The 16,062-nt window shown below is 51.2% G+C and carries 12 protein-coding genes; all 12 read right to left on the reverse strand.

What is annotated here, in order from left to right; all coding sequences use genetic code 11:
* Window positions 1-304: 304 nt before the first annotated feature.
* The gene (locus H8S80_RS22320) at window positions 305-1,048 is read right to left on the reverse strand and encodes an amino acid ABC transporter ATP-binding protein (RefSeq protein WP_117630844.1); all 744 of its coding nucleotides are present in this window, start codon (window positions 1,046-1,048) and stop codon (window positions 305-307) included.
* Window positions 1,049-1,050: 2 nt separating this feature from the next.
* The gene (locus H8S80_RS22325; RefSeq protein WP_181987891.1) at window positions 1,051-1,845 is read right to left on the reverse strand and encodes an amino acid ABC transporter permease; all 795 of its coding nucleotides are present in this window, start codon (window positions 1,843-1,845) and stop codon (window positions 1,051-1,053) included.
* 103 nt (window positions 1,846-1,948) lie between these two features.
* Window positions 1,949-2,833 carry a transporter substrate-binding domain-containing protein gene (locus H8S80_RS22330; RefSeq protein ID WP_117630846.1) on the reverse strand — a complete coding sequence of 295 codons (885 nt, stop codon included), beginning with the start codon at window positions 2,831-2,833 and terminating at the stop codon, window positions 1,949-1,951.
* Between the two features lie 62 nt (window positions 2,834-2,895).
* On the reverse strand, window positions 2,896-3,486 hold the full coding sequence (gene yihA / locus H8S80_RS22335; protein WP_117630847.1) for a ribosome biogenesis GTP-binding protein YihA/YsxC: 591 nt from the start codon (window positions 3,484-3,486) through the stop codon (window positions 2,896-2,898).
* 12 nt (window positions 3,487-3,498) lie between these two features.
* Window positions 3,499-5,817 carry an endopeptidase La gene (lon, locus tag H8S80_RS22340; protein ID WP_117630848.1) on the reverse strand — a complete coding sequence of 773 codons (2,319 nt, stop codon included), beginning with the start codon at window positions 5,815-5,817 and terminating at the stop codon, window positions 3,499-3,501.
* A 285-nt stretch (window positions 5,818-6,102) separates the two neighbouring features.
* A complete protein-coding gene (clpX, locus tag H8S80_RS22345; protein ID WP_002603540.1) occupies window positions 6,103-7,404 on the reverse strand; it encodes an ATP-dependent Clp protease ATP-binding subunit ClpX in 1,302 nt (433 codons plus the stop codon).
* A 35-nt stretch (window positions 7,405-7,439) separates the two neighbouring features.
* Window positions 7,440-8,069: an ATP-dependent Clp endopeptidase proteolytic subunit ClpP gene (clpP, locus tag H8S80_RS22350; protein ID WP_270466859.1), complete on the reverse strand. Its 630-nt coding sequence runs from the start codon at window positions 8,067-8,069 to the stop codon at window positions 7,440-7,442.
* Window positions 8,070-8,269: 200 nt separating this feature from the next.
* A complete protein-coding gene (tig, locus tag H8S80_RS22355; protein ID WP_117630849.1) occupies window positions 8,270-9,556 on the reverse strand; it encodes a trigger factor in 1,287 nt (428 codons plus the stop codon).
* 100 nt (window positions 9,557-9,656) lie between these two features.
* Window positions 9,657-12,704, reverse strand: a complete 3,048-nt coding sequence (locus tag H8S80_RS22360) for a bifunctional diguanylate cyclase/phosphodiesterase (protein ID WP_117630850.1) — start codon at window positions 12,702-12,704, stop codon at window positions 9,657-9,659.
* 2 nt (window positions 12,705-12,706) lie between these two features.
* Complete coding sequence (locus H8S80_RS22365) at window positions 12,707-14,155, reverse strand: extracellular solute-binding protein (protein ID WP_243007845.1); 1,449 nt, start codon at window positions 14,153-14,155, stop codon at window positions 12,707-12,709.
* Between the two features lie 25 nt (window positions 14,156-14,180).
* On the reverse strand, window positions 14,181-14,741 hold the full coding sequence (locus H8S80_RS22370) for a DJ-1 family glyoxalase III (RefSeq protein ID WP_002603535.1): 561 nt from the start codon (window positions 14,739-14,741) through the stop codon (window positions 14,181-14,183).
* Between the two features lie 22 nt (window positions 14,742-14,763).
* Window positions 14,764-15,870 (reverse strand): galactose ABC transporter substrate-binding protein, encoded by a 1,107-nt coding sequence (locus tag H8S80_RS22375; RefSeq protein ID WP_117630852.1) that lies wholly within the window; start codon window positions 15,868-15,870, stop codon window positions 14,764-14,766.
* Window positions 15,871-16,062: the final 192 nt, after the last annotated feature.

The following is a 16,062-nucleotide window of genomic DNA, read 5'->3' on the forward strand; positions in this document are numbered from 1 at the left end:
CTTATCATGAAAAAGGATCAATTCAATCAAAGTATCTATATCCTGTATGGACTGCTTTGCTTTACCGGGTTTTTACCTGCCCCATAAAAACATGGAACACATTCATCTCTTCATAATCCTATGGAATTGATGTCAGTGCTTCCATACTGGTACCACAATATTCGGATATCTGCCGCAGTTCTGCCGCATTAATGGTGCGAAATAAAATAAAAGCCCCGCAAAATCACCAGACTTTGCAGGGCTTCCAACACAAACCTTCCATATGAACTTTTATACCGTTTCGACTATCCGTTATTTCCTCCGCCTACCCCTGCATAAACCGGTTCAAAAACTCCTTGGTCGAGTTCTTCTGCGGGTTTCCGAAGATATCCGCCGGAGCACCCTCTTCCTCGATCACCCCGCCCGCCATATAGACGACATGGTTCGATACGTCGCGGGCGAACGCCATCTCGTGGGTGACGATAATCATGGTCAATCCCTCTTTTGCGAGCGTCCTCATGACGGCAAGCACCTCGCCCACCATCTGCGGGTCCAGAGCAGACGTCGGCTCGTCAAACAACAGAATCTCCGGTTCCATGGCGAGCGCCCTGGCGATTGCCACACGCTGCTTCTGGCCGCCGGACAGCTGCCTCGGCTTCGCGTTGATATAGGGGGCCATTCCTACCTTCTCCAGATAAAGCATGGCCTTACGTTTTGCTTCTTCCTTATCTTTCTTTAAAACCTTGATCTGGCCGACCATGCAGTTGTCAAGCACCGTCATGTTATTAAAGAGGTTGAAATTCTGGAACACCATTCCCACGCGCGTACGGTAGGATGCGGCGTTCATCTTTCTGTCGGTGATGTCCTTATCGTGATACAGGATCTCTCCCGTAGTCGGTGTCTCCAGAAGGTTGACACAGCGCAGCAGTGTGGATTTACCGGAACCGGAGGCGCCTATGATGCACGTCACATCGCCCTCAGCCACAGAGAAATCGATATCCCGGAGCACCACGTTCGTTCCGAACGTCTTGCTTAAATGATGGATTTCCAGTACTGTATTTCCTGCCATAATTACTTATCCTCCTTCTCGTTTGGATCTGGGAATTTCACCAGGCCGCTGGTGTAGGCAAGCGTATCCGTGGTAGCGAGATCGTAGCTGTCCGAACCGTCCATCTTCTTCTCCCAGTGACGCAGAATTCTGGAGCAGGTGAAGGTAAGGATAAAGTAAATCACCATCGTAATGGTAAATGCCTCAAAATACGTATAGTAAGCGCCGGCCACGCCCTTCGTCGCATAGAACAGCTCTACGACGCCGATCATGGAAAGCACGGAAGAATCCTTGATGTTAATGATTAAGTTATTGCCGATCTGAGGCATGATGTTGCGCAGCGCCTGAGGCATGATAACATTGACCATAGTCTGGATATGATTCATACCGATGGCTTTCGCGCCCTCTGTCTGTCCCGGATCGATGGATAGGATGCCGCCGCGCACCGTCTCTGCCATGTAAGCCCCCGTATTAATGGATATAATAAAGTAAGCGGCAAACGTCTGGGACATGTTAAATCCAAACAGAACGGAAGATCCATAGTAAATAAACATGGCCTGAACCATCATGGGCGTTCCGCGGAATACCTCCACGTAGATATTTAAGATCAGCTTGATAAGTCCCAGAACTCCCCTTTTAACAGGATTATCCTTCTTATCCACCGGTATTGTCTGGACGATTCCGACCGCGAATCCGATGATACAGCCGATCAGTGTGCCGACAAGGGCGAGCGCCATAGTCTTTCCGGCGCCGTTTAAAAATGATACTCCGTATTTCTGCAGGATAAATAGAATCCTTCCAAAAAAATCTGACGGCAGCGACATAAGATTACCTCCAATTTAATTAAAACAGAACAAGCGGCACGGAATGAAACTGCCCTGTCCCGTGCCTGCATGCCCTGCCGATTTCTGTAATTTAAGATTATTCTGATAATGGCTGAACGGAAATCGCCTCTTCCATCATCTTGTTATAATCATCTTTTGTCATCGTAGCCAATACACTGTTGATGGCGTCCTTTAACTCTGTATTCCCCTTCTTTAAGGAAATACCGATGTTGATATCTTCATCCGATACCTGGAACTCGCCGTCCTTGCCCGTGAAATCAAGCAGCTTGAAATCCGGATACGCAATGAGCGCAGCCTGTCCGGTAGGCTTGTCTGTTACAACCAGATCACATCTGCCGGAGTTTAAAGCTACCAGCATGGCCGGTGCAGACTCCTGTGCCGGCTGAATGTTGCCATCCGGGATCTGCGGCAGGCAGTTGTCGTACCAGATTGTGTTTAACTGAGAGGTAGCGGTGGCTCCTGCAAGGTCTGCAACGCTGGCCGCATTCTCATACTTTCCGCCTGTCTTTACCAGAGTTACGATCGTCGCGTAGTAATACGGCTCCGTAAAATCTACAGACTGAAGGCGCTCAGCGGTGATGGACTGTCCCGCAATGACACAGTCAACCTTTCCCGACTGTACGGCCGGTACCAGGGAATCCCAGTCCAGCTTAACGATCTCTAACTTATAGCCGAGCGTGTCGGCGATCTTTTTCGCCATCATAACATCATAGCCGTACGCAAAATCGGAGCCTCCCGAAATCGCGACAGCGCCGTTGGCATCCGTAGGCTGGGTCCAGTTATACGGAGCGTAGCTGCACTCCATCGCAACCTTCAATACCTTCTCTCCGCCTCCATTCGCCTCTGCTCCGGCGGCCGGCGTACTCTCTGCCGCATTCTTGCTCCCACACGCAGTCAGCGCCGATACGGCTAAAACCACCGCAAGGCAGGCTGCTGCCAAACTCTTTCCTGTTTTTTTCATAACTTTTTCTCCTCTGCACTATCTCATAAATAGGTTCATTATAAAAAGATTTTGTCTCCTTGTCAAGACTCTCCCATCATTTCCTCGATCAGAGCCCATATTTCGTCTCTTCCCTGTTTCGTTTCAGCGGAAAATGGGATAACCGTCACATCCTGGCCGATTTCCAGTCCCTGACGAACCATCTTCATATGCTTCTGTACCTGGCTCCGGTTGATCTTGTCCAGCTTCGTCGCAATGATAACCGGCTGATATCCGTTGTACACGATCCAGTCGTACATGGTCTTGTCGTTGACGGATGGCTCATGGCGGATGTCGATAAGCAGGAACACACGCTTCAGCATGGGAGACTGGTGGAGATAGTTTTCAATCATCTTCCCCCATTTGGCCTTTACCTCCTGAGCTACCTTTGCGTAGCCGTAGCCCGGTAAATCCACGTAATAAAGGGCATCGTTGATATTGTAGAAATTGATGGTCTGGGTCTTGCCCGGCTGGGAAGACGTGCGCGCGTACGCCTTGCGGTTCATCAGCGCGTTAATCAGCGACGACTTCCCCACATTGGACTTCCCCGCAAATGCAAACTCCGGCTTCGTATTGTCCGGCAGCTTACTGGTAATTCCGCACACGGTCTCCAGTTCTACTGTTTTGATTATCATATGGCTTCCTTTCTATTCGCTTACAAGGGCTTCCTTCAGCACGTCTGCCATATCCTTCACAAAAATGATGGTCAGCCCCTTCGTAATCTCCTTTGACAGCTCCGCAATGTCGGGCCTGTTCTTATCCGGCACGAGAACTCTCTTCATATGTGCCATCCTGGCAGCCAGGATCTTCTCCTTTAAGCCGCCGATCGGAAGCGCCCTTCCGCGCAGTGTGATCTCTCCCGTCATGGCCAGCTTCGCATCCACCTTTCTCCCCGTGACAGCCGACAGCATGGCGGTCGCCATGGTAATGCCTGCCGACGGGCCGTCCTTCGGAACTGCTCCCTCCGGAATATGGAGGTGGATATCGTGTTTTTCAAAGTAATCATCCGCCACGCCGTACTCCGGGCAGATGGAACGGATATAGCTTAATGCCGTCTGGGCCGATTCCTTCATCACATCGCCCATCTGGCCTGTCATCTGCATCGTTCCCTTGCCAGGCATGACGTTGACCTCGATCTGCAGAGTGTCTCCGCCTACGCTGGTCCACGCCAGTCCTCTGACGATTCCCACCTGATCTTCCTCATTAACATCCTCGAAGGTGATCTTCTCCTTGCCCAGATACTTTTCCAGCCCATTTTCCGTAATTCTGATGGCCTTCTTCTTATCTTCCAGGAACTCTCTGGCGGCCTTCCGGCAGATATCCCCGATCCGGCGCTCCAGATTTCTCACTCCGGCTTCCCTGGTATAATTATGGATAATCTTCTCAAGAGCCTTGTCGGTAATGGAAACCTGTTCTTCCGTCAGACCATTTCGCTCCAGCTGCTTTCTTACCAGATAGTTTTTCGCAATATGGAACTTTTCATTCTCCGTATAGCTGTTTACTTCAATCACTTCCATACGGTCGAGCAGCGGTCCCGGTATGGTCTGCGTCGTATTCGCCGTGGCGATAAAAAGCACATTGGACAAATCGATGGGGAGTTCTACATAGTGGTCGCGGAACTTCACATTCTGTTCGCTGTCCAGCACCTCCAGCAGCGCGGAGGAAGTGTCTCCCTTATAGTCACTGCTCACCTTGTCGATCTCATCCAGAAGCATCAGCGGATTGCTGACTCCGGCCTGCCGCATGGCTTCCACGATGCGGCCCGGCATGGCGCCGACGTATGTCTTTCTGTGTCCACGGACCTCCGCCTCGTCGTGGATTCCGCCAAGGCTGATGCGGACGTACTGCTTGTTCAGCGCCCTGGCCACAGAGCGCGCGATGGACGTCTTACCGGTTCCCGGAGGTCCCACAAGGCAGATAATCGGGCTCGTTCCTTTCTTCGTCAGAACACGGACGGCCAGGTATTCCAGGATTCTCTCCTTTACCTTTTCCAGCCCATAGTGATCCGCGTTTAAAATCTCCTCGGCATGCGATATGTTGTTATTGTCCTTCGACACCTTTTTCCACGGCAGATCCAGCACTGTCTCCAGATACATGCGGAGTACGTTGGCCTCCTGGCTTCCGCCCGGCATGGCCTTGAACCGTTCGATCTCTCTGTGAATCTTGTCCTTCGTCTCCTTGTCCGCCTTTAAAGCCTTAAGCTGCTTCTCATACTCGTCGGCGTCGGACAGCGGGTTGTCCTCACCCAGTTCCTCGCGGATCACCTTCAGCTGCTCCCGCAGGATATAGTCCTTCTGATTCTTATCCACATTCTCCTTGACACGTCCCTGGATCTCCCTTTTTACACGGGTAATCTCGATCTCGGTCAGAAGATTTCTCATGACGGTCTCATAACGCTCTTCCAGCAGCACACACTCCAGAACCTTCTGGCGGTTCTTGTAGTCCCAGGTCAGCTGGATCGCAATCTGATCCAAAAGCTCGCCTAAGTCCGTAATCATCATCAGGTTCGGGAAGACCTCCTTCAGCATCCGGGGATTCTCCTTGCCGTATTCCTCCAGTTTTTCTTTCAGAATACGCACCATGGCCTGCCTCGTAACGTAGTCCAGGGAATCCTCCGACTCCGTTAAGGTTCCGATCTCACCGACAAGCATGGGTTCCTCGCTGTCCAGTCCCAGAAGCTCCACACGCTCCTGGCCCTCGACCATAACGCGAACCACGTTATTCGGAATCTTCACCAGCTGCTTGATCAGCGCCACACAGCCAACTGAATGAAGCTCATCGACTCCCGGATCTGCCTCCTCGCTGTTCTTCTGAGTGACGAGGCAGACTCTCTGGTCTCCGATCATCGCCTTCTCCACAGCCGCGATGGACTTGCTGCGGCTGATGTCGAAATGTATCATCATTTTAGGAAGGACAGTCATGCCACGCAAAGCAATGACCGGCATCGTTATTGTCTTATCTTCCATATTTCTCTCCTTTGCATCCCGACAGGACAGATGGATCCATCTAGTACAGCATTGCGTAAGTTTCGGTGAATTATGTGCTTGATATTTGCGTCAGGGGCGCGTCCGCGAAGCGACGGCGTAGTGGATCCTACGTCTAGCTTCGTGGGCGTGGTCCTGGCGTGAATAGCGAGTGCAGAATTCACCGGAACTTATGCAACGCTGTACTAGCTTACTGCACGCGGAAATAAGGAAAGGTGCTGCAGCAGTTCTTCCTGCTGTAACACCTTTCCGAACTTTCTCTGGATCCTATGCAATCTCGCCTGTCTTATCTTTTCTCAGTTTCTGGGCCAGGGATTTTCTGGGTACCGTCGTATCTCTGTAGATGATCTCCGGTTCTCCCTCTTTATTCACAACAGCCTTGGTGATCGTACAGATACCGATGTTGCTGTCGGATGGAATCTCATACATGATATCCATCATGACGCTTTCCATAATGGAACGCAGACCTCTGGCTCCCGTCTTTCTCTCCACTGCCAGCTCCGCAATCCTTTCGACTGCTTCCTCGGTCAGCTCCAGCTTTACATCGTCCAGCTCAAACAGCTTCTGATACTGCTTGATCAAGGCGTTTCTCGGTTCTGTCAGAATCTTTACCAGCGCCGCCTTGTCGAGAAGCTCTAATGACACGGTAACCGGCACACGGCCGATGAATTCCGGAATCAGACCGAATTTTACGAGATCCTGCGGAAGTACTTTCTTCAACAGGTCGTCGATATCGGTTCTGTTCTTATCCACGATCTCGGCATTGAAACCGATGGAGCCCGCGCTTAAACGGCTCTCGATGATCTTCTCGAGCCCGTCGAAGGCACCGCCGCAGATGAACAGAATGTTGGTGGTATCGATCTGAAGAAGCTCCTGATGGGGATGCTTTCTTCCGCCCTGAGGCGGCACGCTGGCGACCGTTCCCTCCAGAATCTTTAAGAGTGCCTGCTGCACCCCTTCACCGGATACGTCTCTCGTGATGGACACGTTTTCGGATTTTTTCGTAATCTTGTCAATCTCATCGATATAGATAATGCCGTACTCAGCCCTGCTGATATCGTAATCCGCGGACTGAATCAGCTTGAGCAGAATGTTCTCCACATCCTCGCCCACATATCCCGCCTCGGTAAGCGCCGTGGCGTCCGCAATGGCAAACGGTACGTTGAGCACCTTTGCGAGCGTCTGTGCCAGATACGTCTTACCGGAACCGGTCGGTCCCAGCATCAGGATATTACTCTTCTGTACATCCACATCCATGTTTCGTCTGGATGTGATTCTCTTATAGTGATTATAGACCGCTACGGACAATACCTTTTTGGCACCGTCCTGTCCGATGACGTAGTCATCCAGAAATGACTTGATCTCCTTCGGCTTCATTAAGTTGATGTCACTGAAATCAGGTCCTTCTTCTTCATGACTGTCGAACTCTTCTTCTAATATCTCCGCGCAGAGATCAATACACTCGTCACAGATATAGACATTATTGGAACCGGCAATCAGCTTCTTTACCTGGTCCTGCGTTTTCCCGCAAAAAGAGCATCGGATTTTGTCGTCTGTTCTGACCGGCATATACACACCTCATTCTTTCTCAATTAATCACTAACTTAATGCTCGTGGCTGTAGATAATTTCATCAATCAGGCCGTAAGCCTTTGCTTCTTCGGCGTTCATGTAGTTATCGCGCTCTGTATCGCGTTCGATCACTTCATACGGCTGGCCTGTGTTTGCAGCCAGGATCTCGTTCAAACGCTTCTTGATCTTTAAAATGTTTTCCGCAACAATCCTGATCTCGGTCGCCTGTCCCTGTGCGCCGCCGGAAGGCTGATGAATCATGACCTCCGCATTCGGAAGAGCGAATCTCTTTCCCTTTGCACCGCCGGACAGTAAGAATGCGCCCATGCTGGCCGCCATGCCCATACATACGGTGGAAACGTCACACTTGATATAGTTCATCGTATCGTAGATCGCCATACCCGCGGTTACGGAGCCGCCCGGGCTGTTGATGTAGAGGTTGATGTCCTTGTTAGGATCCTCCGCCTCCAGAAACAGAAGCTGGGCTACAACGATACTCGCGGATACATCCGTCACTTCTTCACCCAGGAAAATGATTCTTTCTTTTAAGAGTCTTGAATAAATATCGTAAGAACGCTCGCCCTTACTAGTCGATTCAATGACATAAGGTACTAAACTCATATTGTTTCCTCCTCGTTGCGAATTCTGGTCTGCCGTTCTTATATTACGAAAGCCGAGCAGATTCCAAACATAGTCAGGAATCTCCCCGGTCTTCTAAACGTAATTATTACAATCCGCATGCTGAGGTTTGTAATTCACCCTCAGCATGACAAAGCTATTTATAACTACTCTGCCAGATTACTCAGACCGCTTTGACCTCCAAAAGTGGGGATAAACCACTAATGACAGAAAATCCACATTAATTAAACTAACTTTGCCTCAGCAACCAGGAAATCAACTGCTTCCTGAACTGCCAGGTCTTCCTTCATCTGCTCGATGCCGTTCTCTCCCATGTATTCCTTGATCTGGGCAACTTCCATCTTGTAGGATTCAGCCATGTCTGCGATCTCTTTCTCAACAGCTTCATCGGAAACTGTGATGTTTTCAGCTTTTACAATCGCTTCTAATACGAGTCTTGTCTGAATTCTCTTAACAGCCTGTGGCTTCATCTGTTCTTTTAAAGTATCGATCGTCATGCCGGTGAACTGCATGTACTGCTCAAGGGAAAGGCCCTGGCTCTGCATTCTTCTTGCATAATCGTTGACCATGTTGTTTACCTGGCTGTCGATCATCGGCTCAGGAATGTCCATTGTGGCATTCTCCACTACCTTGTCAACAACATGATTCTCATTCTCTGTAGCGGCTTCTTTCTGCTTTGTTAAGGAAAGCTTGGCCTTTACATCGTTCTTGTACTCTTCGAGGGTCTCGAATTCGGAAACTTCTCCGGCAAACTCATCGTTTAACTCCGGAAGCTCTTTTCTCTTGATCTCCTTAACGGTTACCTTAAATACTGCTGGCTTACCGGCAAGTTCTTTTGCATGGTATTCCTCCGGGAAGGTTACGTTTACTTCGCACTCTTCGCCGATGTTCTTACCGATTAACTGCTCTTCGAATGTATCGATGAAGGAATGGGAACCGATGGTTAAAGGATAATCCTCGCCCTTTCCGCCTTCAAACGGAGTTCCGTCTACAAATCCTTCGAAATCAACAACCGTCTGGTCTCCGTCTTCTACTGCTCTGTCCTCTACGGTGATCAGTCTGGAGTTCTGCTCCTGAACCTTCTTAAGCTCTGCTTCGATGTCCTCGTCGCTCACTTCAGCGGATGCCTTCTCTACTTCGATTCCTTTGTACTCGCCGAGAGTCACTTCCGGCTTAACAGCTACGGTAGCTGTGTAGATTAATTCTTTCCCTTTTTCAACCTGTACAACGTCGATTTCAGGTCTGGATACAACGTCCAGTTTGCTCTCTGTTACGGCATCGCCGTATGTTGCGTCGAGAGCTTCGTTGATGGCATCCTCATATAATACCTCTACGCCGTACATCTTCTCTACCATGGCCTGAGGAGCTTTTCCTTTTCTGAAGCCAGGTATGTTGAATCTGCTCTTATTCTTATTAAAAGCCGTGGTGAGCGCTTTTTCAAACTGTTCAGCTGGTACCTCTACGGTTAATTTTGCCATGTTCTTTTCTAATTTCTCTACTTGTAAACTCATTCTATGGGTTCCTCCTTGAATATATATGTGAACCGCCATACCGACAGGGCGTTACACTTCAATTTAGCATTATAGCATACTCATTCGGTAAATTCCAGTACTATTTCTGTGAAAAGTCCGATTTTTGGGCAAAATCCTGCATTTTCCTGACAATGTACGGATCGATTGGACGGATTTCCATCTGAGGCCGTCCGATATAGTATCCCTGGAACAGCTCGACGCCGCATTGAATCAGGAATTCCAGTTCCTCCTTCGTCTCCACGCCCTCTGCCAGAACCGTGATATGATTCTGCCCCGCAAAGTCCAGGATATTATTCAGAATCAGCTGACGGTTGGGATCTTCATGGATCCGCTGCACGAGACTCATGTCCACCTTGATGATGTCGGGCTCCATGTCGAGAAGCACGGTTTCACTGTTGTAGCCGGCGCCGAAGTCGTCGATAGCGATAAGGCCGTTCCACTTTTTGGTCACTGCGATTTTACGGCTCATATACTCCTGATTCACGGGTTCCCCTTCCGTAAGCTCCGTCACGACACGGGACAGATAGCGGCTGTACCGGTTCCAGAGATCGGCTTCCTCCTCCTTCGACATACAGGCGCTGGCAATGGAGTTGATGAAAAGCCGTTCCGTCTGTCCCAGCGCGCCCGCCTGATCCTGTTTTTCCACAGCCTTCAGACCGGCATACCAGGTCACCGTCTCCATCTGTGTAAGCTTCGCCTGAGCCCGCGCCAGATTCAGCACCTCTTTGATCCCTTTTAAATTCGTAAAATTGGGCCGCATCAGCAGCTCATAGCCAAAGACGCTTCCGTCCCGCCTCGTGATCGGCTGGAATGCAAAATCCACTTCCCGCGTCTCCAGCATCCGGTTTAATTCTTCCCGCCCGGCCAGCATATAGGAATTGTTGGAATAATCATTGGAATCGAATTCCATGATAATGCCCTTCACGCTGTGCTTCACCATGTACATGGCAAAGTCAGCGTAATTTAACAGTGTGTCAAAATCCACGGCGTCATCCGGATACCACGCCATGCCTCCGGAAACGCGGACAGGAATCTGATAACCGCCCTTCATCTCCAGGCTGGTGGACTGCAAAAACTGCATGAAGGACTGGACTCTCCGCCTGATCTCCTCTTTTCCGCCGCCCCCGTAAATCAGCGTGACGAATTCATCACCGGAATAGCGCGATACGATGGCGCCTTCCTCTTCCAGCCGCTTTAAGCAGTTGGCAAACAGAACGATATAGCGGTCGCCCTCGTCATGGCCGTACGTATCGTTGATATACTTTAAATTATCGAGATCCCACATGGCCACAGCCGCGGTCTGAATGTTCCCATCCGCCATGGCCACCACCAGCTGTTCCCGAAATGCCCTTCTGTTATAGAGGCTGGTGAGCAGGTCGTAATTTCTCTCCCGCTCCAGCTTCGCCTTCTCCTCCACGTCGCCCGTCACATCCGAGAGCACGCCGAGGACCGTTCCCGCCTCCTGTGTATCCAGGATGAGGCGGACCCAGCGTCCCTTACCGGCCGCATTTGCCCGGTCAGACGCGCCCCTCTCTGCTTCATCTGCCGTCGGCCGCGCCTCCACATGAAACAGGTAATTTTCGCCGTCTCTCTTTGTATTCCTGATACCGGCCTCCATCCGCTGCCGGAACTCCTCGCTGCCCATATAGCAGTACGGCTCCCCCGGCTCTTCCCATCCCATCATCTCAAAAATGGAACGGCTGCAGAATACGCTCTCATTATTTTCTTCATACTCAAACACGCCGATCAGCACGTTGGCGTGCTCTAAAATGCTGGAAATCTTCGATGCGGACCGCTCCACATCCGCACTCAGCTGTTCGATGGTCTCTGTCAGTTCATCGATCTCCCCGATGTGAACCCGCGTCAGCGTAAGGCCGTGTTCTCCCGACCGTTTACGCACCTCATTGACCAGGCCGCGAATCGGGTCCGTGACGATCTTGCCGATGATAAAGACACCGAATACACTTAAAATAATTGGAATCAGAATGGAGCTCAGCAGCATGCTTCGAATGGAATTATAAAAGGACAGCAGGTCGTTCTTCCTGGCCATCCCGACCAGGACCCACTCCTCCTGTTCAAACGGCGTATTATAGTTATACACCTCCAGCTGCTTTACGCTGGCATACCACCCGGCCCGGTCGGAGGATCGCAGCTCGCCGATGCCTTCCTCCTCGTTATCCGTATATTCCAGGTACTCGTCTCCCTTAAAATACTGATTATAAAGATAGCCTGACGATGCTACGGGAGTGATGGTATTCTCTCCCGCCTGACGGACTCCCAGGGCGTAGCAGACCTCGAAGCTGCTCTCCGTCCTGTCGGAGCTGAGCACCTGCTCGATCCTTCCGATTCCCATCTCCAGGCCGAACACGCCCACGATGCTTCCGTCCGCCAGGATGATGGGGGCGGAATACGTGATGACAGGAATGTCTTTGGGACTCAGGCGGAACGGCTTGCTTAAATAGGCAAAATTCAACCGGTCCTCTGCCCCGGCCTGATTCTCCACGGAGGAATAAAACGGTTTTTTATAGAAATCGGTGCTGCCGTCATCGGCCGTCATGTCAAAGCCCAGGTCCCAGAAGGAATCCAGAGGAATCCCGTATTTATTGGCAAGGGAAGGAAGCCCCCGCTCCAGAAGCAGGGACGAATTATCCTGATTATAGCTCCTGCCGGGATTGGAATCGCGTATGTAAAACCCGGCCTTCGTATTTTCCGCACTGTTCTGCGCGGCCGGACCATCCAGCACGACGAATATTCCCGTGCCGTAGCTGCGGCGCATGAGATCGACGGCTCTGTTCATAATCCCGTCGGCAATCTCCCGGTTTAAATCATAATCGCTTGAAATACAGGACGCATCTTTATGCTGTTCGTCTAAAACCGACTGAATCTCAGACGCCATGGATCCGGAGTCATTGACGACATTGATCCACTGGTGGATCGTCTCCTTCTCCAGATAGAGCCTGGTGTTATCCGTATTCTCACTCAAAATATGGATTTCATTATTCTTCAGTTTTTTAGAAACACCGCCGAACAGAACCATTCCGGCCATAATCAGTGCCTGTATAATCAGCAGCACCAATAACGGCCAGAGCAGATGGGTTCTGATGGATTCATTCCTGCCTTTTTTCATAACTACTCTCCGATGATGGTCTCCAGTTGTTCTTTTGTATCCTCATACCACTGTTCAAAGTTAGATTCTTCCGTAAACTGCTCTACGGCTTCTTCCCTGGACTTTCCCTGCGCCATGAGGGACAGCACGGTCTCTCTGTCATCTCTGGCCTTATCCGCCATGGTAGCGTTTAAAATGGCGCGCGCCTGATCTCCGCCCTCGAAGGGCTTCGTCGTATACAGCTGATACTTGTTGGCAGTCTCCAGGCCGATCAGCAGGTTCTCGCCCGCCGCGTCTTCCTCTCCGTTCTCCGCCAGCACGGTCTCCAGCCGTTCCTTCACTCCCGCTTCCTTCTTAACCGGCAGATAGCCGGAGGAGACGGAAAATCTGATATTATTGTCAACACCCGTAAACCACTTCAAAAAAGTGGACGCCGCATACTCTCTCTTCTCCTCAGACTTTAAGATCATCATGCCTGCGCCCTGCTGGACGGCGCACGGCTCCGTCCCCGAGAAGTTGGGAAGCGGATAGACCTTGCTCTCGATGGGATAGCTGGTTCCATCCTCCAGCGTCACGCTGGTTGGAAAATAGGCGAATCCGCTGGTTGAGCCCACGAAGGCCGCCAGCTGTCCCGTCTTCACATCGTCGCTTCTGAACTTTCCGAATGCGCCGAAATAGCCGTTGACATACGGAATATAGTAGTTATCCCAGAGCCGCTTCATAGCGGTCCTGTCAAAATCCATAATCACGTTTCCATCTTCCACACGGAAAATCTCATGTCCAAGCTGCAGACTTCCGACGATGATATAGTTGGCAAATGCATCTCTTCCGAAAAATGCCTTCCCGTCATCCGGCGTTTCCGTCAGGCTGTCGGTCCACTTGTAATATTTCTCCGCCACACGCGTGATTCCTTCCCAGGTGGAGAACGCGGCGTCCGTCTCCCCGGTTGCCTCGGCAAACTTATCCCAGTCCGTCTTGTTGATCGCAAATACTTCCGTTGACTTCGCCACCGGGAATACCTTGATTCCTTCGCTTCCGTCAAACCGGCCTTCTTCTATGTAGGCATCCACATACTCACCGATCTCATCGGCGGTCAGATACTTGCTTAAATCAACCGCCATGTCTCTCTGGTCAATCTCATAGACCTTATCGGCATAAGCCGCGAAGACGTCCGGAACCGGATCTGAGCCGATCTTCTTATCGATGCTGTCCGTCACGGCCTGACTCAAATCGTCGATGCTGCCCTTGCTGTAGGCTTCCACGATTATGCCCTTTTCCCGGCCCTCCGATTCGTTAAATGTCTGAACCAGCTGATCGAAGCCTTCCTTCTGGACGCCGTTATAGTAGTGCCATATGGTAATCGTCACCGGATCCTTAGCCGAGAGGCCGTAAGGATCCTTCTTTTCACATCCCGCTAAGCCGGCGGCCAAAATCCCCGCAGCCAGAACCGGCAGTACCCAACTTTTTTTCATCTTCATCCCCATCACACCCTTATCCTTACATTGGAATCTGGTCATACTGGATCGAATCTTTGATCTGACCCGCATGTTCCCTGTCCGTCAATAAAGCCAGCAGTTCAATTCCCAGATCCAGCGCATAGCCAAGGCCCCGTGCGGTTGTCACATTGCCATCCGTCACTACGCCCTGTCTCGTATATTCCGCACCCTTCAGTTCGCCTTCAAAGCCCGGATAGCACGTCGCCTTTCTCCCTTCCAGGATTCCCAGTCCGCCGAGGACGCTGGGGCCGGCACAGATGGCAGCCAGTCTCTTTCCAGCCTTATCCGCCTTTAACAGTTCCCCGCACAAGCCCTCATGAGCCGCCAGATTCCTCGTCCCCGGCATACCGCCCGGTAAAAACAGAACATCCGCGTCAGAAAAATCTGCCTCGGAAAATTCAAGATCCGCCTGCAGCTTTATCTGATGCGCGCTTACCACATCTTTACTTCCTGTAATGGAAACCAGCTTCACATCCTGTCCGCCTCTGAGCAGAACATCCACGACTGCAAGCAGCTCCACCTCTTCTGATCCGTTTGCTACAAATGCATATACTTTTCCCATGATAATAATCCTCTCTGTCTGTTTATTTTTGCAGGGTGCTGATGGTAGAAATCTTCACATAATCCACCAGATACCTTGTTTCTGCCTCGTCACCGTGAATCATCTTCATCAGCACGTCCGCCGCCGTATGGGACTGTCCCGTGTGGTCATTCAGCACGGTTCCCGTCACTTTGCCTTCCTTGATATACTGAACCGTCTCCTCCAGGGCATCCACGCCCACTAAGTAGATGTCCTTTCCGGTTTTCCGCCCGGCCGCGTCGATGGCTTCCCACGCGCCATTGGCCATAGCGTCATTGTTGCAGAAAATGACCTCAATCCGCCTGCCATAGAGTGCAAGCGCCTTCTCTGCCAGCTTCCGGCCCTCTTCCTTATTCCAGTCAGCATGGCCTGAAAACAGCTTTTCCGTCTTCATGCCGCCGTCCTCCAGTGCCTTTATGGAATACTCGGTGCGGTAATTGCTGTCCTCATTGTCCTTTTCTCCCATGATCATAACGTAGGACACGACTCCATCCCCGTTAAAATCTCCGCGTTTCTCCGTCTCCAGTATGATGCCGCCCTGATAGGTTCCGGCCTGCTTCGAATCCGTTCCGATGCAGGAAACCGCCATCTTCTCCGTCTTCCATCGGGCCTGCTCGTCCGCCTTCGGCTCCCTGTTGATAAATACAAGGGGAATCCCGGCCTCATGGCAGGAATCCGCAATCACGCCCGCCCGGTCCGTGTCCACCAGATTCACGATAATCCCGTCGTATCCGGCCTCGATGAACTCATTCACCTGGGAGATCTGTTCCTCCTGCTCTCCCCTGGCATTCCGCACCACAACCTCCGCGTTATACGCTTCCTCCAGATACTGCCTCAGCTCCTCCCGGTACAGCTTCATAAAATTATCGTCGTACCGGTAGATGGCAACGCCAATACGCAGCTTCTTCTCCGCTGCTTCCGTACTTTCACCGCTGTCATCCACACCGTTCCCACTGCCATTGGCACTTTCTGACGTACTTTTGGACGTACTTTTCGACGCCCCCGGCGATTCCTGCGTCCCGCCTTTTCCGGACGAACACGCCGCCAGAAAGCAGACCGCCAGAGCCAGCAGCAGACAGATGGGAAAAATACGGTATTCTCTCTTTTTCATGATGTATTCTCCTGTTTTTTGTCTGTAGATTTTATATTACCACTTTTAGGGTATTTTATCTACTGTTTCAGCTTGAGATGGGAAGAAACAATTATTGGGGGGACGCCCCAGGGTCTGCGGTTAGGGTGAGGGGGACGGGGGAGAACCTGCGAACCTCGGAAAAGGAAGCTGTCGCAGGTTCTCCCCCGTCCC

Source organism: Hungatella sp. L36 (assembly GCF_014288035.1).